Raw genomic sequence first — 20,524 nt, 5'->3', positions numbered from 1 at the left:
CAAAAGAGAGACAAAATAGGGGAGATAGGGGAACAGATATGCCTACATACTATTACTTCACCTGCCTAAAATGCCGAACCCGGGGGGGAGTTTTCGGCGAACAGGCCTGGGGCTGGGGGAACTTTGACATGATCGAGTCCTTCAAATACCTGGCTCACCACATCCGTACATGCGGAGAAGATTCGATTCGCGTGATTTCTGAGGACGTAGATGATTATGTAGATCAGCTGCACGGAGAGTACAACACCTTCCTTGAGCAAACGAAGCATATATTTCCGCATTCCAAAGATTGGGAGTTCCTTGATCGATGGAAAACATTAAAAGTAGAAGAAATGAAGCTGAAATGGGTCGAGGAAAACCGGATCATGCATCCAGATGATCGGATGAAAATATGTGGAGTCCTTGATGCCTTGGACATCATAAAAGAAGGGGCGGGAAGAGTCTCCTTCAGTGCTAGCGTGACGGATGATGATGGGAAAGTGTGGAAAATCGTAGCTAACATGCGCGAATTACCCCTCTTAAAACACTCATATATCATCATTGGCGTCATGCAAGAGCATTCTATATTAGGGGAAGTCATCGAGGTGTACAAGATGATTCCACGATTCGCCGTTCAAGAGGAAAGGGGTAACGATCATGATTCTGGAGACAATCGGGCAATTACTAATTAAAGTGCGCGAGGAAAATCCACTTGTACATAACATGACGAACGTAGTTGTCACGAACTTTACAGCGAATGGCTTGTTAGCTCTTGGTGCATCACCTGTCATGGCGTATGCCAAACAAGAGGTGGCAGACATGGCAAAGATCGCCGGAGCTCTTGTATTGAATATAGGGACATTGAATGAGCATGAGATCGAAGCGATGCTGATCGCAGGAAAATCGGCGAATCAGCATGGCGTTCCTGTTTTGTTTGATCCAGTGGGAGCGGGAGCAACATCGTACCGAACCGAAACAAGTCAACATCTTGCACAGGAACTCGATCTGACCCTCATTAGAGGAAATGCTGCTGAGATTGCCAATGTCATCGGGGAGCGTTGGGAGATTAAAGGTGTAGATGCGAAGGAATCGGGCGGAGATGTCGCGGACCTAGCGAGAGCAGCAGCGAAAAAGCTAAGGACAATCGTTGCGATTACAGGCAAGGTCGATGTGATTTCGGATGGAGAAACGACTTACTCGATCCATAATGGTCATCCAATCTTAACAAAGGTGACCGGAACTGGCTGTTTGTTAACGTCTGTTATGGGAGCGTTTGCAGCCATTGAAAATGACAAGCTGATCGCTGGTGCTGCAGCATTGGTATGCTACGGTGTTGCTGCGCAGCTGGCAGCAGAGAAAGCAGCAGGAGTAGGTCCAGGCAGTTTCCAAGTCGAATTTTTGAATGCCTTGCATAACTTGACCGCAGACGATGTTCGCCGTTTTGGGTTCATCGAAAAAAAACAATAAAAATTCCCCTTTATAAAAGGGGAGAAAAATGGCCGTAGAACGATTAAGCTAGATATGTTAGGCAGTAGCTGTAATTTCGTAGTGAATAAGACAGCAGCTTCTTCTGGTGCTCTGATAGTGATAAGAATATAAATTCTACTTGATCATCATCGTATGGACGGACATAAAAACGGGAAATACCATGACAAATAATTTCTCTCTTTAACGTCAGCGCCACACTGGCGTCTGTTCGTATGTGCAATTCCACGCTGCGTACCCTCCTTGGACATTCAATAGAGTACCAAAAAAATACAAGGAAAAACAAGGTAATTTTGTCTGATTCATGTCCAAGTTGTTACCGTTTTTTGGATGAAAACTGACAAGGAAAACGATTCAGAAAAAACTAGCGGGGATTGTTGGGAAAGCATCCTGTTCGAGAGAAAAAATTCGAGATGAGACCGGCCATTCTCCCTTTTTCCGTTGAGTTATTTACTTTATTTCGAAGGCAGCGTACGAGCTCCTGATCGCAATGACAAGAAAAATAGCCGTGCTTTTGATAGCAACCATCATGCCTCTTGCAGCATCTGTCGACGTCATCAATCGGCGCACCCGGCCCGGAGCATCCAGGCCCACACCAGTTTCCGTACAAACAGGGGAAGCCTACTGAACGGCGTTTTCTTTTTGACAACTGGCATCACTCCGTCTTGTAAAGGAATACTACTTGTATCATATTGAACAGAACGTGAAGTTGCTTTAGGCAATCTCCCTTTTTTCTTTTTAAATGAAAAACGCCTAAGATTAATGAAACGACGGTCGTACGAGGGGAAAACTTTCAAAATATCACTTGAAATCATGTTGTGAATATGATAGATTAGTTCTTGCCGAAGCGAATGCTTGCAGGCTTGATGGATGGATGTCCGAGCGGCCGAAGGAGCACGATTGGAAATCGTGTAGGCGGTGTCGAACCGTCTCGTGGGTTCAAATCCCACTCCATCCGCCATCATACTTGGCCCGTTGGTGAAGCGGTTTAACACAGCAGCCTTTCACGCTGTCATACAGGGGTTCGAATCCCCTACGGGTCACTTTATACCCCACAAAGTGAAGTGAATGCTTTGTGCGGGGGCCTCAACAACTGGTTTGGGGTATGGAGGCTTAGCTCAGCTGGGAGAGCATCTGCCTTACAAGCAGAGGGTCGGCGGTTCGATCCCGTCAGCCTCCACCATTTTAATATGCGGTCGTGGCGGAATTGGCAGACGCGCTAGATTCAGGTTCTAGTGGTGGCAACACCGTGGAGGTTCAAGTCCTCTCGACCGCACCAAGCAAACTCTATATATGGCGGTCGTGGCGAAGGGGTTAACGCACCGGATTGTGGCTCCGGCACTCGTGGGTTCAAGTCCCATCGATCGCCCCATATATGTTCAAAATGTAAAATGAAATAGCCCAGCGGTGGCTCCTGTAAAGGAACTCCAGCTGGGCTTTCTTTATATCCGTCTACGATTGTGCAATAGGCTGATAAAAATGAAGGCGATTGCCAAAAGGATCGGTCACGCTCACTTCACGCGTTCCCCACGGCGTCTCCTCCAGACCGGGACGAGTGTACATGTATCCTTTATGCAACAGTGATTGATGAAAAAGCTCGATGTTCTCTACCTGTACGCGAATTGCTGAGCCAGGACAAGCATCCCCGTGATGCTCGGATAGATGAAGCGTGCACGATGGTGAAGAAATTTGCATGTACAACGGAAAATGATCCTCGTAACGATGCTCCCAATCAATCTGAAACCCTAGAAACTCCACATAAAACTCTCTTGCCTTCTCAACGTCAAACATACGAAAAATCGGCGTTATGTTCTGATTCATTTGCCTAGAAACCTCCGGATTGTATTGAGGGAAGTGAGGTGCACCCACCAGTCAGCTGGCTTTGTCCCGAAGTTAAACCATTCGTTGAAGCCAGAGGGGATTGGGAGCGTTTCTTTTGTAAGGTGAGCGATCCATAAATACTGATCGAGATAGATGTGCCCCAGATTCCACAAGATATTGTTGGAGAAACCATCGGGAATGATGTTCACATCTTCATCCGTCAAACCATCGATTGCTTTTAACGTCTCCTGTCGATAATCCTCTAGTTGCTGGAATAGCACCCTATGCCGCTTTTCCATACATATTCCCCCCTTTTGAGTGGCAGTCTTTGCAAATAGATTCGAGTCAGAGAATCTACCTTCCTTCTATAGAGAAGGGGGTGTATCAACAAAAAAGCGTGCAGAACCAGCTCGTCTGCACGCTTTTTTATGCTGTGTATAGGAAACGGCGCTACATTCTTTCCTGCTCGAGGGTGTGAGAAGGGGAGAATAGTTTCCGCCATTTTACTTGCGGTACACAAATGGCAGCGAGGATCATGAATACGCCACCCCATTGAGGGAGCGATACAGTCTCTTGAAGCACGAAACTCGACAAGAGCACGACTGTAGGTAGCTCGACTGCACTTAAAATGGTAGCCAGTCCATTGCCGATCCGCGGAACACCGACAGCCAAACAGAAGATCGGGATGACCGAACCGAAGATCGCAACCAAAAGACCGAGCGGCAGCAAACCTTGCAGAAGCTGACCATTTACTAGGAAAGTCGGTGGATAAACGATCGAGAGCATCAGAGCAGCCATACTAATCGAAATCGCGCTTCGCAAGTATGGATCCATTTCAGGGAGAATTCGCCCGCTGAAGAAAATAACCAAGGCAAAGGTCGCGCCCGACATCAGACCGAAGAACAGTCCGACCATGTCTACATTCTGAATGCCGCTTTCGCCAAGTCCACTTGCAAGAACCGTCCCTACTCCAAGCATAACCAGAGACGCCCATTTTTCAGCGGTCGGCCATTTGCGATCCACAATCGCCTCCAGCAAGACACCGATCCAGGTAAACTGAAAGAGGAGAACGATTGCGAGCGAAGCAGATACCCGGCTAACAGCCTGATGGTAAAAAAGACTGGTTGAGGCCATCATGAGGCTGGCTGGTGCCAAAAGCAAGAAATACTTGAACGAAAACCGCTGCTTGGAGAAAAAGATGGCCATGACCGTCATGATCAATCCGCCAAAAATCAATTGGCTTCCACTCATTTCAAAGGGCGTAAAGCCGAGTTGAAAAGCATGCTTCATGAAGATCGAGAGGACACCGTAGCTGCACGCACCAAGTAAAACTAAGAAGATAGATCGCCAGTATGTCATAAGTAAAAGTTCCTTTCGTATGACTAAACTCGGAAGAATAATGACTATTGTACTACAGGTCTAAACGTGGTACAATAAAATTTTTGTCAACTCTTTACTGTGCTACTAAGGTAATTAGCTAGCTGCATGCATTGGTAATATGGTAACGGATGAAAGTGTAGGAGACTCCTTATTCTACGTGAGAATACATAGCTGTTTTTTCATATTTCCGTTACACTACTCCATAGAGAAGAAGTTTAATAAGTCGTCTATAGAGAAAGAGAAGGCGAAACACATGGAGGAGCAAGGATGAGACAGGGGATTATTTACGCAATTGTGGCGTATTTGGCTTGGGGGTTACTCCCGCTCTATTGGAAGCTGTTTCAAGTAATGGGGGCATGGGAGATACTCGCTCATCGAATCGTCTGGTCGATTATTTTTGTCGCAATCATTATTCAGGTAACGAAACGCTGGCGCAGTATGTGGAGAGCGGTTACTGGTTTTAAAATGTTCGGAGCATTAGCGATATGTTCACTTTTAATCAGCGCAAACTGGCTCATTTTTATCTGGGCAGTGAATAACGATCAAGTCATGCAAACGAGTCTTGGCTACTACATGAATCCTCTCATCACTGTACTGCTCGGAGTCATTTTCTTAAAAGAAAAAATGCATGCTGGGCAATGGCTCGCGCTAATACTCGCGGCTTTTGGAGTCATTTTCATCACCTTCCAGTACGGTGAGATTCCATGGGTCTCTCTATCACTTGCCCTGACCTTTGCTTTTTACAGCTTGGCGAAAAAGCTTGTCCGGATGGAGGCGATGATCGGACTGGCGTGGGAGACGCTGTTTGTGGCCCCTATTGCTTTCGGCTATCTGTTGATGATACAGGTCAATGGGACGGAGACGATGACATCCTTAGCGTGGTGGCAGCTTTTGTTGCTGACGCTGGCGGGGGTAGCTACTGCCATGCCGCTCTACTGGTTCGCGAAAGCAACGACTACACTCCCACTTTCCGTTGTGGGCTTCATTCAATACTTGGCGCCTACGATATCGCTCCTATCAGCTGTTTTCTTGTTCGGTGAGCCTTTCACCCAAACACATCTCATCAGCTTTGGATTCATTTGGTCTGCGCTCATCGTATTTACGGTGTCTTCCGTACGCATGAAACGAAAAGCTACCCCAATCAATCCCAAGGTCGCTATCAAAAAACAAGCGTAAACATAAGAAAACTCCTGACCAGCCGAGGAAGACTCGGATATGGTCAGGAGTTTTTGTTTACAAGGACGTAATTAGCAAATCGCTTCGCCGTGCTTTTTCATGCGGTACGCACCGTGATTAGTAGGTCCCACATATTTATTGAGCGCAAACGAGTGGCGAATCGCTTCGGTAATAAATTCTTTGGCAACAGCTACTGCGTTGTGTACGGTGCTTCCTTTTGCCAATTCCGCACAGATTGCAGCCGAGAACGTGCAGCCAGCACCATGAGTAAAGCTCGTTTCAAAGCGCTCTGATTCTAATACTTCGATCGTTTTCCCATCATAGAAAACATCTACGGCATTTCCGCTTTGAAGCTTGCTGCCGCCTTTTACAACGACATAAGAGGTGCCGAAGTCGTGGATGCGCTTTGCCGCTTCCTTCATGTCATCGACACTTTTTAGCGCGCCCATTTGGCTGAGAATACCAGCTTCGAACAGGTTAGGAGTCGCAACTGTTGCGTGCGGGAGCAAGACTTCACGCAGGCTGACTGCAATTTCTGGATGGAGTGCTTCATCAGCACCCTTACAGATCATCACAGGGTCAACGACAACATTTTTCAAATCGTATTGTTTTATTTTACGGGTAGCGAGGTCAACCAGTTCAGTGGTTCCGAGCATCCCTGTTTTTACAGCATCTACGCCAATTCCTGCGAGTACAGTTTCGATTTGTTTTTCCAGGATCGTAACATCGATCGGAAACACTTCGTGAAACCATTCGTTATGTGGATCTTGGGCTACGATAACGGTGAGGGCGGTCATCCCGAAAACACCAAGCTCCTGAAACGTTTTGAGGTCTGCTTGCTGACCAGCTCCGCCGCTGGTGTCGGAACCTGCAATGGTGAGTGCTTTCTTCATGGTCATTGTGATTATCTCCCTTTGTATACCGCTGCACAATCGAAGCGGATCTGTACTGTCATGCACTGTAATGCCTCTCTCTATATTAAAGAGGAAGAAATCGGTGCTGTCAATAATATCCCCAAAATATAAAAACCGCCTCCCGTAGCGGGCAAGCGGTTTATGTATGTGTGCATTTATGCTTGAGAAGCAGCGTGGTGAAAAGAGAAGCTGATGGTAGTGGACATGGACTTGGAACGCTTGGTTGCAAGTTGTTTGGCTTGCTTTGCTGCCTCAAACATACTGGGTGCCTTGATGATTTCAACCCATCTGCGTGTTGCTGTTTCAAATAAAAAGCGATAGATAGTCATCTTCTTCGACCCTCCATGGTTTGTTGACATCTACATTGTATTACGTAACAGCCTGCAAAAGGTTACATAGCTGTTACATATTTTTGAAGAATATATGGTTATTCTGTAAATCGTAAATTGTTTCCGAAAGTAGCGTTACGTTTTGCGAAATGTTACGTCTTTAGTATGTGATGTTTACGAAAGCTTCCATTTTGAAAGAACGAATGAGGTGCGACAAACGATGGTCAATTCAACAGGAGAGCTGACGGTGACAGGGGTCAATCACAGCTACGGAACGGGAAAAATCAAAGTACCCGTGCTGTATGATATCAACCTTCATATCAACAAGGGAGAATTCGTGGCTTTGTGTGGCTCGTCGGGATCAGGCAAGTCTACGCTCTTGAATTTGCTTGCAGGTTTGACCAAGCCGGAGGAAGGGAGTGTCACGGTTAGCGGAGCACAGATTTCCAGCTACAGCGAAAACGAACTATGCATGTTTCGCCGTAAAAATATGGGATTTATCTTCCAGTCATACAATCTGCTCCCCAATCTGACAGCGTTGGAAAACGTGGAACTTCCCTTGATTTTTGCAGGCGAAAGCAAGAAAAAACGTCGGGCTAAAGCAACGGACATCTTACACCGAGTAGGGCTGGAAGGTCGTATCGACCACAGACCCAATGAGCTTAGTGGTGGACAGCAGCAGCGTGTCAGTATCGCGAGAGCGCTTGTCAATCAGCCAGGCATCATCTTGGCGGATGAGCCGACGGGGAACCTGGACTCGAAGACGGAACAAGAGATTCTCCTATTAATGAGAGAAATGAACAAAGAAAATGGGACTACGTTCATCATCGTTACCCATGAGCAGGAAGTAGCGGAACAGTCCGACCGCGTCATTTATCTCCAGGACGGACGGGTTGTAGAAAAAAGGACAAGACCAGCGTAGGCGAGGGTATGAGGTGAACAAACAGTGAAGGTAATGGATTCTTTTCGCATCGTCTGGAGGAACCTGTGGCGAATGAAGCTGCGGACAGCCCTCACGTCGGTTGGTGTTATGATCGGGACGGCTGCAATCGTTGCGATGATGGCACTTAGTTTAGGGCTTAAGGAAAGTGCAGTAAAAAGCTTGGAGAACTTCGGAAACTTGACAGAGATGGACGTCGAGCCATTGCGTTGGTACGAGGAAAATGGCGAATGGATTGATGTTCCAGAGGATAAAGTCAAGAAGCTGAATATGCAAGCGGTGCAGGAATTAAAAAAGATTTCTGGCATTCAGGCAGTTATGCCGATAAAAGAATTACGAGAGCAAGCGAAGCTAAAGGTAGGTAGACGAGAAGGTTACGTACAGCTAATTGGGGTGGATGTGAATGAGTCGGCTGCCTATCGCAAAAATGACATTGAAAAAGGAAGCTATCTGACAGGCGCCCCACAAGAGATAGTGGTTGCTTTCGATGTATCCAGAGAAATGCGCGACGTAGAAAAGGAAAAGCGCGAGGAACGGCGAAGAAAGGCCGGAGCTGGACGGCATGAAATGTCTCAGATGCCACCTCCTGATATAGGGGGCGGAGAAGCACTGGCCTTCAATCTCGTAGACAGAGCAGGGACTCTCATCTTGTCACGCGAATATCGCATCGACGATGAACCGAAATACGAGAAAAAAGAACTGCGTGTGAAGGTTGTCGGTCAATTAAAAAAGTCTGAAGAACGTAACTCGTCAGCCGCGGTTTATGTACCGATTAACGTAGTGAAAGAGCTGAACGAGTGGGTCACGCGCAGTCGAGGTGACGAAGTCGAAGAGGGAGCATCGCGCAGATCACGCGATAAAGCCAAAAAGGATACCTTTGAATTTGACAGAATTACAGTCAAGGTAGAATCTCGTGAAAAGGTCGAGGGTGTAGTCAAAGCGCTGAAGGAAAAGGGCTTTGAAGTATGGTCGCCTGCACGTGAGCTGGAAACCATCAATAACTTCTTCTTCGTGATTCAGATGGTCCTCGGAGGAATTGCAGCAATCTCTTTGCTCGTCGCAACCATTGGAATCGTCAATACGATGATCATGTCGATTTTAGAGAGAACCAAAGAGATTGGTATCATGAAAGTAATCGGAGCCACTGTGTTGAATATTCGTTGGCTGTTCTTAATGGAATCAGGCTTTATTGGTTTAATAGGTGGACTGGCTGGTCTCGGCATGGCGTGGGGAGCGGTTGAGCTCGTGAATTACTTCGGAGCGTCTGGCGGTCTCTTGGATAGTCTGAACATGGGCTACGGTGGTGGTGGTGGTGATCCAGAGGCTGAGCCAACAAAATTGGCGGTCATTCCGAGCTGGCTTGCATTCTTTGCGATTGGCTTCTCCTTTATTATTGGGGTGTTGGCGGGAATCTTCCCGGCGATCCGTGCGTCTCGTTTAAGTGCACTGCAAGCGATTCGATCTGAATAAGTGATGAAATGTGAGGAACGTTAGATGAACAAGAAAAAATGGATCATTATCGCCACAGTCGTGGCCGTTCTTGGAGGGGGAAGCTATTACGGCTATTCGTACTTCAAGGGCGAAGAGGTTACAGAAGAAAAGCCAGAAGAAAAACCGAACTTCCCGACAGCGCTCGTGGAACGTGGTGACGTCAAGAAAACGATCAACTCAGCAGGTACAGTGGAAGCGAAGGCGCGTGAGGAAGTCAAGCCAGAGCTCAGCGGCAAGGTGCAACGTGTGCTAGTTAAGGAAGGGCAGTCCGTCAAAAAAGGCGATGTTTTGTTCACGATCGATAGCTCGGATGCACAGTTAGAAATTCAAAAGCTGGAGCTGGACATTTTAAAGGCGAAAAAAGAGCTAAGTGAAATTAAACAAAAGAAAGACAAGATCACGGCTACTAAAGAAGGAAAAGTGGTTGAGGTCCTTGTAGAAGAAGGGCAAGATGTAAGACCGGAGCAGGTAGTAGTCAAGCTTGCTAATACCGACTATTTGAAAATAATTGGGCAATTTACCTCCTATGAGTCTGAACGATTCAGTGTAGGTCAAAAAGTGAAGGTATTCATTCCGACTTCCATGTATTTTGTGGATGGTGTTGTCACGGAAGTGGATAGAATAGGTGAAAAAGTAGAAGGTGCTGGCGGAATTCACAATGTCGAGGTATTGGTTAAGAAGCCTGGGGCTATTTATGTTGGGGACAAGGGTGTGGTACAGTATACGGATGATAAGGGCCTCTTATATGTAAGCCGAAATCAGAAAGAATTCCAGCTGCCGGATGAAATAGAAATTTTGGCGGGTACTCACGGAAAAATTGGCAAGATCGACGTAAAAAAGGACGATGTAGTCAAAGTAGGACAACAACTGTTCAAGATGGATATGGAAGCGTCCGGTATGGAGCTGATGGAAAAAGAGCTCGCGCTAAAAACGTCCTTATTGAACATGGAGCAGAAAAAGCGTGAAATTGCGAAGAACCAAGTAACAGCGCCAATTGGCGGTGTAATAACCAAGCTAGGTGTAAAACAAGGCGAAGCGCCAGGATCAGATCCTGCTGCTATTATTATGGACACGACTTCTGTTTACTTTGTGGCAGCCGTTGGAGAGCTTGATATTCCCGAGATTAAAATCGGACAAAATGTCGATGTTTATGTGTATGCATTTGGTACCGAGCCGTTTAAAGGCAAAGTCATAGAGCTCCCGAAAGAAGGGAAAAAAGAAGACAAGGAAGTTCGCTTCGCGGTAAAAGTGGAACTGCTAGACAAGGCTGATTTTAAGCATGGGATGACGGGAGACAACGATATTATCGTCGCCCAAGCACAGAATGTCCTGCGCTTGCCAAGCAATGCGGTTGAAATTCTGGGGCCAGGTCAAGGAACGGTAATGGTGAAAGATCCGAGCACCGGAGATCCAATGCCGAAAGACGTAGAAATCGGTATTGAAGGATTTGATTTTATTGAAATCAAAGGCGGCTTGAAAGAGGGAGAAGAGGTTCTCGTGACCAACTCCGAAGGCATGTAAAAGCCAATCGAATTGTGTTTATAGCGACAGCCCCGTTGCCACTGGCCAAAGACCTGAGCAAACGGGGCTGTTTTTTACACGCTTACGCTTTTCAACGGTTTGAACGCAATCGTAACGTTGCGGACATTTGCGACGTCAAACTATGTAAAGGATGGGAAATTGTACAGCCGTTTTCCTGCGCAAACTGATCAGCAACAGGTGCCATGGAGAGCTGTGCCACTGCAATAGGTTGGTCTGGAAACGTATGATGGAGTTGATACAGGGCGTCTTTAATCGCTTCTCTGTACGCTTCCTGCTTGTTTTCCATGAGCAGGGCAAAAGCATTTTCAACGATGGTTACTTGTATCTCTGGATGAAGGTTGTGGGAGTGGGCGTGTTGTGCGAGACGCTCCATCGTAGGTTGGACAGTAGCGGGATTGGAGAACAGAAGAACTTGTGGCTCAGTATATCGTGCAAGCTCGTGAAAAAAAGGTCCATCGATTGTGAAGATGGGAACAGTGGCAGTTGCCTCATCCTCAGGTGTTACCAGTGCGGCATACTGCGTGCAAGTAATCACGATTGCATCGACCGCGCAGCTTTGCATCCAGGCTAGTTGATCACGTAATTTGACATGTGCTTGTTCCTTGGTATGGATAGGCGTTCCCGCGTTTTGCAGGAGTAAACCTGGATCAACAAAATGAATGAGCTCTACTTCAAAGGCTGCGAAAGCATCTGATAAGAGGGAAATATTCGAATAATGTCCATGGAGACAGGCAATACGGGTCATCGTGCAGCTCCCCCATGAAGAGTATCATTCTCTGATTTCTTATGGGCAAGGACGCGAATACGCTTGTAATCGAGCACCCAGTGACCCTCTTGAAACAGGGCAGGACGCAGTAAGTCAGTGACTTCCCTACATACTTGCTGGATTTCATCTGAGGACAGTCCCGCAAAAAAAGGACTGCAAAAAGAATTCAGCCAATGCGAAAGCCCCAAGTCCCCATCAGCCATGACTGTCGGACGATCAAAATGGGAGGCAAGTACGACATGGAAGCCTTGCTTCTCCAAAAGGGTCGTGTACTTTCCAATGCTGGGAAAATACCAAGGTGAGCGCTCATCAGCAGATATTCCTTTTCGCGCCAATACAGTTCGTAATGCCTTTGTGATTTGTCCACAATTGCCGTGTCCTCCAAATTCGGCAACAAAGCGTCCACCGGGAGCAAGAGCCAACCAAATGGTTTCAATGACTTCTGCAGGACGTTTCATCCAGTGGAGTGCGGCATTGGAAAAGACAGCGTTGTAACGGACATCTGTACGATACGTATGCGCATCGGCTACTTCAAAGGCAAACTGAGGATATTTTTGGCGAGCAGTCTCAATCATGGCGGTAGAAAAGTCGATTCCTGTCACATTTGCTCCTGCAAGCGATAGTTGAGCACACAGGTCGCCTGTTCCACAGCCTAAGTCAAGAATGCTTTCTCCAGGAGCCGGCTGTAGCCAGTCCACTAACCCTTTGCCGTATTCAGAAACGAAATTCATTTTGGCGTCGTACAGTCCGGCATTCCATTGATTGGTTTGTACCATCTGAATCCCCTCCCTTTCATCCATTTTTACTGACTGGGGAGATATAAGTCAAATCTATATAAATTATAAACTGAATAGTATTTAACTATATCAAGCACGCGAAAAAGCATTATGGTTGTAAAGGATATTTCGCTGTTTTTGTCGAATGATCACAGTTGAAAAATTGTAAGGAAGAAAGTAGGAGGACAATTCGTGAAAAAATGGGTTGTAAAAGCACTTCTAGTGTGTTTGGCAACTGGCACCTTTTTATCAGGTGTGTCAGTACCGCCAGCCATGGGGGCCGGGGCAACAGCATCCATGAAAAAAAACAGCCAAGTATCTAAGCCAATCCGGCAGCAGCCTGTTCACGATATGGTTATCTTTAACGATTATCAGGTTGCAGGACTGGATTCAAATGGTTGGAACTGGGTGAAGAACGATGAGTTTATTCTTCCTCCAGAGACACCACTTGATATTGACGTGATACAGACCACTTATGGAAGTGGAACCAACCTCAATCGGAAGCAAGTTTTATTGGATGGCGTAGAGTTATCGGAGTATCAAGCCGAAAATACCTCGTCACAGACTTCTTTCAAATGGCAAGTACCTCGGTTTACTATTCCAGCACAAAAGCTGTCTGCTGGCTCGCATACCTTGACCTTTATTGTGACGGATGCCAAAGGGAAGAGCAGCACGTTACATGTGCGATTTATGGTAGAGGCCAAAAATTACCCGAGCATATTTAATGGGGAAAAGGCAGAGGGAGAACCAGTACCAAGTGGCGGGCAAACGGCGATTTTTGGAATGATGGGTTCACACGACTTTACCAGTTCTGTACCGGGCACATGGAAATTAACAAATAAGTCAACGAGTACAGAGATGAGGTCTGTTCCTGCGACAGTATTTTCGACGGGGACATTGTTGACGGGGCAATATGAACTCCTCTTTGTTCTGGATGATACAACCATGTCACCTTGGATGACGACGATTCAGGTAGGCGTTGCAGAACTGTACATGGGAACGGATACAAGCGGTCAAAAGCTGACGCAAGATCAGAAAATAACAGCTCCAGCAGCACCAGGGAAGGTTTCATTGTATTCGCCCATCCCAGGAAGATGGTCGGTGAACGGAACAGGACAAACCTTGACAGACGCGCAACATTTTGAGGTGGACATTCCTGAGAGACTGGCTGGAATCACAATCGCTGTTACCTTTGAGCCTGTTTCGGTGCAAAAAGAGACATCGTCTATGTGGGGCGATACTTCGGCGACAACGGTTCAAATACAAATACCAGGTGCACCAAATGCCTGCGGCCCTGCTACTGGAAATGTTACGATGGATGTGTTGATGAAGCAGAACGAGCAATCAACACCGAGGGTAGAAAAGATGAACCTGTATTCCTCTGATAATACAGTCAAGCTGTATCAGAATCCTGTTCATGTGATCTGGCTGGCAACTGCTGCCGAGCACATTGAATATGGAAGTGAAGCGGATGATGATGAGGGGCCGGGTGTATGGGCGATCGATAACGTCATTGTCGACGAGAGCAAATTGAATTGGGATCACACGGCATTGCTGTTGTCCGGTTATAAGCCAGGTCGCTACAAAGTCAACTACTATAGCAAAAGAGACCCGGCGCAAGTATGGTGCGGCTACGTTCAAGTGATAGAAGATTTGCCTCCAATCAAGTCGTATCCGGCATGTGAGCCGGGTGATACAGGGGTAAGTCCGCCAAGCTCGCCACTTCTTCTTCGAAGCGAGAGCGGCAAGGAATACCGGGACGGACAAAAGATTACCGTGAACGCAGGCGATAATCTCGAAGAATGGGAAGACCTAAGGCTGATCGCTACTCATGCTGAGCTTGTCGGATCCAAAAAGATCAGGGATAAGAGCGAAAAGAAGGCCTACTATATGCCGAAATTTGAATGGAAACATGGCGAGATCGGTATTGGTGCCAGTCGGAAGCACAGTAACGGTACCATTTCCTCAGAAAATCGGATCGAGATCTTTTCCGGGGAGGAAGAGATCGCTAGCATCAAGCCTAGCAAAGGTGATGGCGACGATGGCGAGGGGCTTGAATCACTGAATTTGAAAAGGTATATCGATATGGATAAGCCTGGAGAATACAAGATCAAGGTAACGAATACGCTCACAAACAAGACCTGCACGGTTATCAACTCCAAAAGAAAGTACACGAAGAAAACCGATGTAAATGAGCGCAATGAAACATTGACGATTACAATTGAAGTGAAGTAGGTAGGTAGACCCCCTTGCATTTTGGCATGGGGGTTTTCGACTACAAGGGGAGGAAGTCCTGTGACAAACGAGCAGAAGGCGATCTTGGAAAAGTTCGGGTTTCGAATCGAAGGAGAGCAAGTGAAACATTTGAAGCTGGGAATCGTAAGAAATAAAAAAGAATTCGTCTCTCACGCCACGTCAGAAGAGTTGCAGGACTACATCAAGTCTATCTTGCGCAACCAATGTCAGTGGAGGCGAGGAGAATCTGAATGAGCGGCCAGGGAGGTTGTTGGGTTTGAGGGAGTCTAGGGAGACATTAGTTACGGCATTACGTGAAGTGGAGGCTTGGGAGAAGGACCAGAACGACTTGTGGTTCTGGGAAAAGCTTGGCAGACTTCCTTTTGTTCTGTTAGATCGGATTACGCCTGCTTTCGTTCAAGAGAAGCTGGGAAAAGCCGTAGATGAAATGGCAGCCTTTCTTGAGACAGGTGGAACTTATTTGGTGCAGGATGAACCGATTTACAAACGGTTTGGCAAACGAGTAGAGGGACAGGGCACGTCTGTTATTGGCAAAGAGGAGATTGCCGCTGTACCGCTTACGATCATGAATGATGTTGCAATGGAGTTAAAGGATTCACGTGCGAATTTTGCCACGGTACAAGGTGCCACGACTGGCTTCGGAGGGATTTTTACCCTCGCGATCGATATCCCGTTGTTGATGGGGACATCCCTAAAAGTATTACAAGAGATGGCTCTTGCCTATGGCTATCGACCTGAAGAGAAGAGGGAGCGGCTGTTCGTCGTCAAATGCTTGCAGTTTGCTTCATCAGACATCGTAGGGAAAAAAGCGATACTCGCTGAGCTCTCCCGCTTTGATGATCCAAATGCGCAGAGAGAGGTAATGGCGCAATTGCAGGGATGGCGTGAAGTCGTGGTAACGTACACTGAAAACTTTGGGTGGAAAAAGTTATTTCAAATGGTGCCCATTGCAGGTATTTTGTTTGGGGCGTATTTGAACCGCTCAACCGTACAGGATGTCGCCGAAGCGGGGATGATGCTGTACCGCAAACGGCGCATCCTGGAGCGGCTGCGTGAGAGCGAAAAGAGCGAGGAAATTACTGAGACCACTCCTCAACAGTAAGAGCGTAGAGGAGATGGTCCTCCCATACACCATTAATTTGCAAATAGCGTAACGAAAGTCCTTCCTGGCGAAAACGGTTTTTTTCCAAGACGCGAATGGAAGCTTGATTGCGAGGCATAACAGCAGCTTGTACCCTGTGCAGCCCAGCATCCATTAAAGCAAAGTGAAGAGCGAGATTTACTGCTGCTGTCGTATAGCCTTTGCCATTGCACTCCTGATCCATAAAGTAGCCAATCGTAGCATTTTGCCACGCGCCGCGTGCGACATTCGACAACGCTACACGTCCAATCATCTTTCCGGATTCTCGTGTGAATACGCCGAAAGCATAGGCTGTGCCACGTTCAAAATCATTCTGTGCTTGCGAAATCTGTTCTTGCTGTCCTGGGAGGGTCAGAAATGAAGCGGGGCGGATCGGTTCAAATGGTTGGAGAAAGTCATGATTACGCAGCCGAAGCCCTAGGAGCTCGGCTGCGTCTTGTTGTTGGAGAGGCCGTAAGAGAATCTCGTCTGTATGTAGTGACATGAGATCAATCCTCCTTAAAAAGTTGGATTGATAGTATATCATGTGCCAGAGTATTTGGGAAACATCAATTAGCCGAGCAATTCAGCAAACGATACCCCAAATGCTTTGCAAGTTTCCACTTCTTTTGCAGTAGGAGATAGCTCGATTTTCAAACCTTCCAAAGGAGTTTCCGCACCACGCTCGCTCGCCTTTTTTAGCAAAATATCAACAGCTGCACCGACATGCTCGTAAGCGGAGTCGCAAGAGCCAAAAGCAACTACCTTTTTCCCGCTGAGGTCAATATCGTCCATTTCCTCATAAAAATCCAGGCATTCGTCTGGCAATTCGCCATCGCCCCATGTGTAGGCACCAAGCAAGATTCCGTCGTAAGCTTCGAGTTCTTTTGTGTTCGCATCCATCACTTCTTTTATCTCCAGCTCAGCACCAGTTGAACGAATACCTTCTGCAATTGCTTCAGCAATTTCCTGTGTATTCCCTGTCATGCTCGCGTATACCATCAAAATGCTCATAAAACGTAAAACCTCCAATTAGATAATGAGTATCATTCTCACAAATAAAATTAATGAAAATGAGAATCGTTGTCAATAACTTTTTTCTTATTGCCACGTTTCATTGATTTTGGTAGAGTTAAATAAAATTATAATAATATACTCTAAATAGAGGTGCGCCGAAGAAGAGTAAGTCTTTTCGCAATCTGCCAGGGGGCAGGAGAAGGAAGAAAGGCTAAAGCGCCGAAGCTTATGCTATGCCCCTACGTAGCACAGGCTGGGGTGTCTCATGAAAAATGAACATCCTGTCACAAGGGACCTCAAGTCTTTTTGTGGAGCGCTATTTATGATTTGCTTATGTAGTATCAAAAGCAATGAGATAGCGAATGCACTCATTGCTTTTTTTGATTTACCATGCTGTTATTTTGAGGAGGATGTAACTATGAACATGATGGATGCTAACGAAATTATCGCGTTTATTCAAAAAAGCGAAAAGAAAACACCAGTGAAGGTATATGTGAAAGGGAACCTGGAGGGAATCGACTTCGGTGCGAGCTCCAAAGCTTTCATTACTGGTTCTACTGGTGTTGTTTTTGGTGAGTGGAAAGAGATTGAGCCAGTGCTCGCGGCTAACGCAGACAAAATTGAAGATTATGTGGTAGAAAGCGACCGTCGCAATTCCGCTATTCCATTGCTGGATACAAAAGGGATTCAAGCGCGTATTGAGCCAGGCGCAATTATCCGTGACCAAGTGACAATCGGTAATAATGCGGTCATCATGATGGGTGCTTCCATTAACATCGGTGCAGTCATCGGTGAAGGTACGATGATCGACATGAATGTTGTAGTAGGTGGACGTGGAACCATCGGGAAAAACTGCCACATCGGCGCGGGATCGGTTATCGCGGGCGTTATCGAGCCGCCATCTGCACAGCCAGTTGTTGTCGAGGACGATGTTGTCATCGGAGCAAATGCTGTCATTCTGGAAGGTGTACGCGTAGGAAAAGGTGCTGTCGTTGCAGCGGGTGCTGTCGTGATTGAAGATGTACCTCCATACGTAGTAGTTGCGGGAACGCCTGCACGTGTGATCAAGCAAATCGATGAAAAAACTCGTTCCAAGACAGAGATCAAGCAGGAGCTACGTCAGCTGTAAGGGAGAGAGTGCACATGGACTGGCGTTCGCTCGATGAACAATATATCGTCTCCTCTTACAAAAGACTTCCGATTGCCATAGAAAAAGGCGAAGGAAATTACTTGTACGATACGAACGGGAAGAGCTATCTCGACTTGTTTACCGGCCTTGCTGTAAACGTTCTGGGGCATTCTCATCCGCGCATTGTACAGGCTTTGCGTGAGCAGGGAGAGCGCTTCTTGCATATATCCAATGTATTTTTAAACACACCGGCTATTCGTTTGGCCGAGCGTTTGGTTGCGAACAGCATTAGTGGGAAAGTATTTTTCACCAACTCTGGTGCAGAGGCTACAGAGACTGCGATCAAGCTGATTCACAAATGGACGAAGAACGAGGGAGCAGGTCGTGAAGGCATTGTTGTCTTACGCAACAGCTTTCACGGGCGAACACTCGGAGCAGTGCGTTTGACGAGGCAGGCTCACGTCTATCAAGACTTTCCTCAGCCGGCTTTTCCTGTTTATGAACTGGATGTGGAGGACACGGAAGGATTGCGAGCGATTTGCCAGGAAGCAAGGCCCGCTGCGGTCCTCATGGAGCCAGTCTTGGGTTCCGGTGGTGTCGTGCCGTTAACGGAAGCATTCTTGCGAGAGGTAGCTGCGATCTGTGAACAAGAAGGCATGCTCTTTGTCATGGACGAGATCCAGACAGGAATGGGCAGAACAGGAAAGTTGTTTGCTTATGAGCATGCAGGCGTAATGCCAGACCTTATCCTTTTTGCCAAAGGCATAGGGGGAGGGCTTCCGCTCGGCGGTGTCATCGCTGGTCCAAAGCTGATGAACCAGTTCAAACCAGGGGATCACGGAACGACGTTCGCACCATCACCACTGTCTGCTGCTCTCGGGAATGTCGTGTTGGATGAATTGCTTGATCCAGCCTTCATCGCTCACGTAGAAAAAGTCATTGCGTACCTGTGGTCGGGCTTGGAAGCGTTGCGAACACGTCTTCCAGATCAGCTGCAATCCCTTCGCGGAAAAGGCTTGATGGTTGGAATTCCGCTCTCTTCCACTCCGGAAGAGGTAAGCCACTTGCAGCAAGCGTTCCTTGACGAAGGAATTCTCGTTGACGTGACGCAGAAAACGATTGTTCGTCTGCTTCCGCCACTGACGTTGACAAAAGCCGATGTGGACCGTTTTCTTGCCGTGTTTGAGGAGCAATTAAAAGTAAGATCAGGTACGAAAAAGGAGGCGTAGGGCATGACGACTTCCTTGTTTACACAAATTCGCCGAGACCTGCACCAAATACCGGAGCCAGGCTTCGCTGAAGTGAAGACGCAACAATACTTGCTCGATTATTTGAAAAAGCTTCCACAAGAGCGAATCGAGATCAAAACGTGGCGGACAGGCATTTTGGTCAAGCTGGCAGGAACAAAGCCTAAACGATTAATTGCCTGGCGGACGGATATGGATGGCCTGCCGATCGTAGAGGAAACGTCCTATCCGTTTCGCTCGCTTCATGAAGGATACATGCATGCATGCGGGCATGACATGCATATGGCGATCGCTCTTGGCCTCCTGACGCATTTTACCGAGCATCCGATAGCAGATGATTTGCTGTTCCTCTTTCAGCCGGCAGAAGAAGGTCCTGGCGGTGCTGAGCCGATGATGGAAAGTGAAGAGTTTGCAGGGTGGCGACCAGACTACATTTTTGCCTTGCATATCGCGCCAGAATATCCAGTTGGCCATATTGCGACGAAGCCAGGAATTTTGTTTGCCAACACTTCTGAGTTGTACATTGATTTGGTTGGCAAAGGGGGGCATGCAGCCTTCCCGCACAAGGCGAATGACATGGTGGTTGCAGGAAGCCATCTTGTGACACAGCTTCAATCGATTATTTCGCGCAATATGGATCCATTGGATTCAGCTGTCGTAACGATTGGCAAGCTGGAGAGCGGGACGAAGCAGAACATCATCGCAGAGAAGTCCAGGCTAGAAGGGACCATCCGAACCTTTTCAATGGAATCGATGGCACTCGTCAAGAGCCGCATTGAATCTCTCGTAAAGGGAGTGGAAATAGGCTTTGATTGCCGGGCAGCGATTGACTACGGGGTTGGCTACTGCCAGGTTTACAACGAGGAGCAGCTAACGACAGACTTCATGCAATGGGTACAGGAACAATGTGAAGATGTAACTCTCATCACCTGCAAGGAAGCCATGACTGGAGAAGACTTCGGTTACTTTTTGAAAGAAATTCCCGGCTTTTTATTCTGGCTTGGGGTGCAAACGCCGTACGGCTTGCACCATTCCAAAATTGAGCCGAACGATGACGCGATCGAGGTGGCCATTCGACTGGTCTCCCGGTATTTTACATGGCTTTCGCAACAGGAGTAGCAGGTGTCAGGAGCAAAAAAAGAGTGGCTGGATAGCC

Annotated in this window: 21 protein-coding genes, 5 tRNA genes and 1 riboswitch; of the genes, 17 read left to right on the top strand and 9 right to left on the bottom strand. The window is 47.2% G+C overall.

Translation table 11 applies throughout. The features are described 5' to 3' along the window. The first annotated feature begins 128 nt into the window (after positions 1-128). The 7 genes from ACFVS2_RS09205 (at position 129) to ACFVS2_RS09175 (ending at position 2,836) form a co-directional block, all read left to right on the top strand. The gene (locus tag ACFVS2_RS09205; protein WP_390233178.1) at positions 129-671 is read left to right on the top strand and encodes a hypothetical protein; all 543 of its coding nucleotides are present in this window, start codon (positions 129-131) and stop codon (positions 669-671) included. Beyond that, the gene (gene thiM, locus ACFVS2_RS09200; protein ID WP_390233176.1) at positions 637-1,446 is read left to right on the top strand and encodes a hydroxyethylthiazole kinase; all 810 of its coding nucleotides are present in this window, start codon (positions 637-639) and stop codon (positions 1,444-1,446) included. Before ACFVS2_RS09205 ends, thiM begins: the two co-directional genes overlap by 35 nt. Before the next feature lie 886 nt (positions 1,447-2,332). After that, a tRNA-Ser gene (locus tag ACFVS2_RS09195) sits at positions 2,333-2,425 on the top strand. 8 nt (positions 2,426-2,433) lie between these two features. Next, positions 2,434-2,507: transfer RNA gene (locus ACFVS2_RS09190), tRNA-Glu, on the top strand. 64 nt (positions 2,508-2,571) lie between these two features. Then, positions 2,572-2,647: transfer RNA gene (locus ACFVS2_RS09185), tRNA-Val, on the top strand. A 9-nt stretch (positions 2,648-2,656) separates the two neighbouring features. Beyond that, a tRNA-Leu gene (locus tag ACFVS2_RS09180) sits at positions 2,657-2,743 on the top strand. 17 nt (positions 2,744-2,760) lie between these two features. Beyond that, a tRNA-His gene (locus ACFVS2_RS09175) sits at positions 2,761-2,836 on the top strand. A gap of 80 nt (positions 2,837-2,916) precedes the next feature. Here the strand turns inward: ACFVS2_RS09175 and ACFVS2_RS09170 are convergent. The 3 genes from ACFVS2_RS09170 to ACFVS2_RS09160 all read right to left on the bottom strand — a co-directional run bounded on the left by ACFVS2_RS09170 (position 2,917) and on the right by ACFVS2_RS09160 (position 4,644). Then, positions 2,917-3,285: a glyoxalase superfamily protein gene (locus ACFVS2_RS09170; protein ID WP_390233174.1), complete on the bottom strand. Its 369-nt coding sequence runs from the start codon at positions 3,283-3,285 to the stop codon at positions 2,917-2,919. Beyond that, complete coding sequence (locus tag ACFVS2_RS09165) at positions 3,282-3,584, bottom strand: DinB family protein (RefSeq protein WP_390233172.1); 303 nt, start codon at positions 3,582-3,584, stop codon at positions 3,282-3,284. The genes ACFVS2_RS09170 and ACFVS2_RS09165 overlap by 4 nt, the downstream gene beginning before the upstream one ends. A 151-nt stretch (positions 3,585-3,735) precedes the next feature. Beyond that, positions 3,736-4,644 carry an EamA family transporter gene (locus tag ACFVS2_RS09160; RefSeq protein WP_390233170.1) on the bottom strand — a complete coding sequence of 303 codons (909 nt, stop codon included), beginning with the start codon at positions 4,642-4,644 and terminating at the stop codon, positions 3,736-3,738. Between the two features lie 288 nt (positions 4,645-4,932). Here ACFVS2_RS09160 and rarD point away from each other — a divergent pair, with 288 nt between their 5' ends. Beyond that, on the top strand, positions 4,933-5,841 hold the full coding sequence (gene rarD, locus ACFVS2_RS09155) for an EamA family transporter RarD (protein ID WP_390233168.1): 909 nt from the start codon (positions 4,933-4,935) through the stop codon (positions 5,839-5,841). A 71-nt stretch (positions 5,842-5,912) separates the two neighbouring features. On the opposite strand, the gene pdxK is transcribed toward rarD, so the two are convergent. Next, the gene (pdxK, locus tag ACFVS2_RS09150; RefSeq protein ID WP_173617159.1) at positions 5,913-6,740 is read right to left on the bottom strand and encodes a pyridoxine/pyridoxal/pyridoxamine kinase; all 828 of its coding nucleotides are present in this window, start codon (positions 6,738-6,740) and stop codon (positions 5,913-5,915) included. Between the two features lie 170 nt (positions 6,741-6,910). Beyond that, positions 6,911-7,084 (bottom strand): hypothetical protein, encoded by a 174-nt coding sequence (locus ACFVS2_RS09145; RefSeq protein WP_007723176.1) that lies wholly within the window; start codon positions 7,082-7,084, stop codon positions 6,911-6,913. 220 nt (positions 7,085-7,304) lie between these two features. Here ACFVS2_RS09145 and ACFVS2_RS09140 point away from each other — a divergent pair, with 220 nt between their 5' ends. From ACFVS2_RS09140 to ACFVS2_RS09130, 3 genes are read left to right on the top strand one after another with little or no spacing between them, the layout of a single operon-like run. Next, positions 7,305-8,006 carry an ABC transporter ATP-binding protein gene (locus ACFVS2_RS09140; RefSeq protein ID WP_390233165.1) on the top strand — a complete coding sequence of 234 codons (702 nt, stop codon included), beginning with the start codon at positions 7,305-7,307 and terminating at the stop codon, positions 8,004-8,006. 24 nt (positions 8,007-8,030) lie between these two features. Continuing rightward, on the top strand, positions 8,031-9,494 hold the full coding sequence (locus tag ACFVS2_RS09135) for an ABC transporter permease (RefSeq protein ID WP_173617160.1): 1,464 nt from the start codon (positions 8,031-8,033) through the stop codon (positions 9,492-9,494). A 24-nt stretch (positions 9,495-9,518) separates the two neighbouring features. Then, positions 9,519-11,036 (top strand): efflux RND transporter periplasmic adaptor subunit, encoded by a 1,518-nt coding sequence (locus ACFVS2_RS09130; RefSeq protein ID WP_173617161.1) that lies wholly within the window; start codon positions 9,519-9,521, stop codon positions 11,034-11,036. Between the two features lie 91 nt (positions 11,037-11,127). Here the strand turns inward: ACFVS2_RS09130 and ACFVS2_RS09125 are convergent, their stop codons facing one another. Both ACFVS2_RS09125 and ACFVS2_RS09120 read right to left on the bottom strand, forming a co-directional pair. Further along, positions 11,128-11,802, bottom strand: a complete 675-nt coding sequence (locus ACFVS2_RS09125) for a hypothetical protein (RefSeq protein WP_390233163.1) — start codon at positions 11,800-11,802, stop codon at positions 11,128-11,130. Continuing rightward, a complete protein-coding gene (locus ACFVS2_RS09120) occupies positions 11,799-12,599 on the bottom strand; it encodes a class I SAM-dependent methyltransferase (protein WP_390233161.1) in 801 nt (266 codons plus the stop codon). The genes ACFVS2_RS09125 and ACFVS2_RS09120 overlap by 4 nt, the downstream gene beginning before the upstream one ends. A 192-nt stretch (positions 12,600-12,791) precedes the next feature. On the opposite strand from ACFVS2_RS09120, the gene ACFVS2_RS09115 reads away from it, so the two are divergent. The 3 genes from ACFVS2_RS09115 to ACFVS2_RS09105 are packed head-to-tail and all read left to right on the top strand — an operon-like array spanning position 12,792 to position 15,957. Beyond that, positions 12,792-14,834, top strand: a complete 2,043-nt coding sequence (locus ACFVS2_RS09115) for a hypothetical protein (protein ID WP_390233159.1) — start codon at positions 12,792-12,794, stop codon at positions 14,832-14,834. A 60-nt stretch (positions 14,835-14,894) separates the two neighbouring features. Then, positions 14,895-15,089: a hypothetical protein gene (locus ACFVS2_RS09110; RefSeq protein WP_390233157.1), complete on the top strand. Its 195-nt coding sequence runs from the start codon at positions 14,895-14,897 to the stop codon at positions 15,087-15,089. Positions 15,090-15,102: 13 nt separating this feature from the next. After that, on the top strand, positions 15,103-15,957 hold the full coding sequence (locus ACFVS2_RS09105; RefSeq protein ID WP_173617166.1) for an EcsC family protein: 855 nt from the start codon (positions 15,103-15,105) through the stop codon (positions 15,955-15,957). On the opposite strand, the gene ACFVS2_RS09100 is transcribed toward ACFVS2_RS09105, so the two are convergent. Then, positions 15,932-16,480 carry a GNAT family N-acetyltransferase gene (locus ACFVS2_RS09100; RefSeq protein ID WP_390233155.1) on the bottom strand — a complete coding sequence of 183 codons (549 nt, stop codon included), beginning with the start codon at positions 16,478-16,480 and terminating at the stop codon, positions 15,932-15,934. The two genes, ACFVS2_RS09105 and ACFVS2_RS09100, sit on opposite strands and share 26 nt — an antisense overlap. A 68-nt stretch (positions 16,481-16,548) precedes the next feature. Then, on the bottom strand, positions 16,549-16,989 hold the full coding sequence (locus ACFVS2_RS09095) for a flavodoxin (RefSeq protein ID WP_390233153.1): 441 nt from the start codon (positions 16,987-16,989) through the stop codon (positions 16,549-16,551). Positions 16,990-17,129: 140 nt separating this feature from the next. Then, positions 17,130-17,319: riboswitch (Lysine riboswitch) on the top strand. Between the two features lie 91 nt (positions 17,320-17,410). On the opposite strand from ACFVS2_RS09095, the gene dapD reads away from it, so the two are divergent. From dapD to ACFVS2_RS09080, 3 genes are read left to right on the top strand one after another with little or no spacing between them, the layout of a single operon-like run. Beyond that, positions 17,411-18,121: a 2,3,4,5-tetrahydropyridine-2,6-dicarboxylate N-acetyltransferase gene (dapD, locus tag ACFVS2_RS09090; RefSeq protein WP_106653175.1), complete on the top strand. Its 711-nt coding sequence runs from the start codon at positions 17,411-17,413 to the stop codon at positions 18,119-18,121. A 14-nt stretch (positions 18,122-18,135) separates the two neighbouring features. Beyond that, a complete protein-coding gene (locus ACFVS2_RS09085; RefSeq protein ID WP_390233151.1) occupies positions 18,136-19,350 on the top strand; it encodes an aspartate aminotransferase family protein in 1,215 nt (404 codons plus the stop codon). Between the two features lie 3 nt (positions 19,351-19,353). After that, complete coding sequence (locus tag ACFVS2_RS09080; RefSeq protein WP_390233149.1) at positions 19,354-20,487, top strand: N-acetyldiaminopimelate deacetylase; 1,134 nt, start codon at positions 19,354-19,356, stop codon at positions 20,485-20,487. The last annotated feature ends 37 nt before the right edge of the window (positions 20,488-20,524 follow it).

The sequence above is a fragment of the Brevibacillus sp. NPDC058079 genome (assembly GCF_042885155.1).
GTDB lineage: Bacteria > Bacillota > Bacilli > Brevibacillales > Brevibacillaceae > Brevibacillus.
This window is presented reverse-complemented; position numbering and strand designations above follow the sequence as displayed.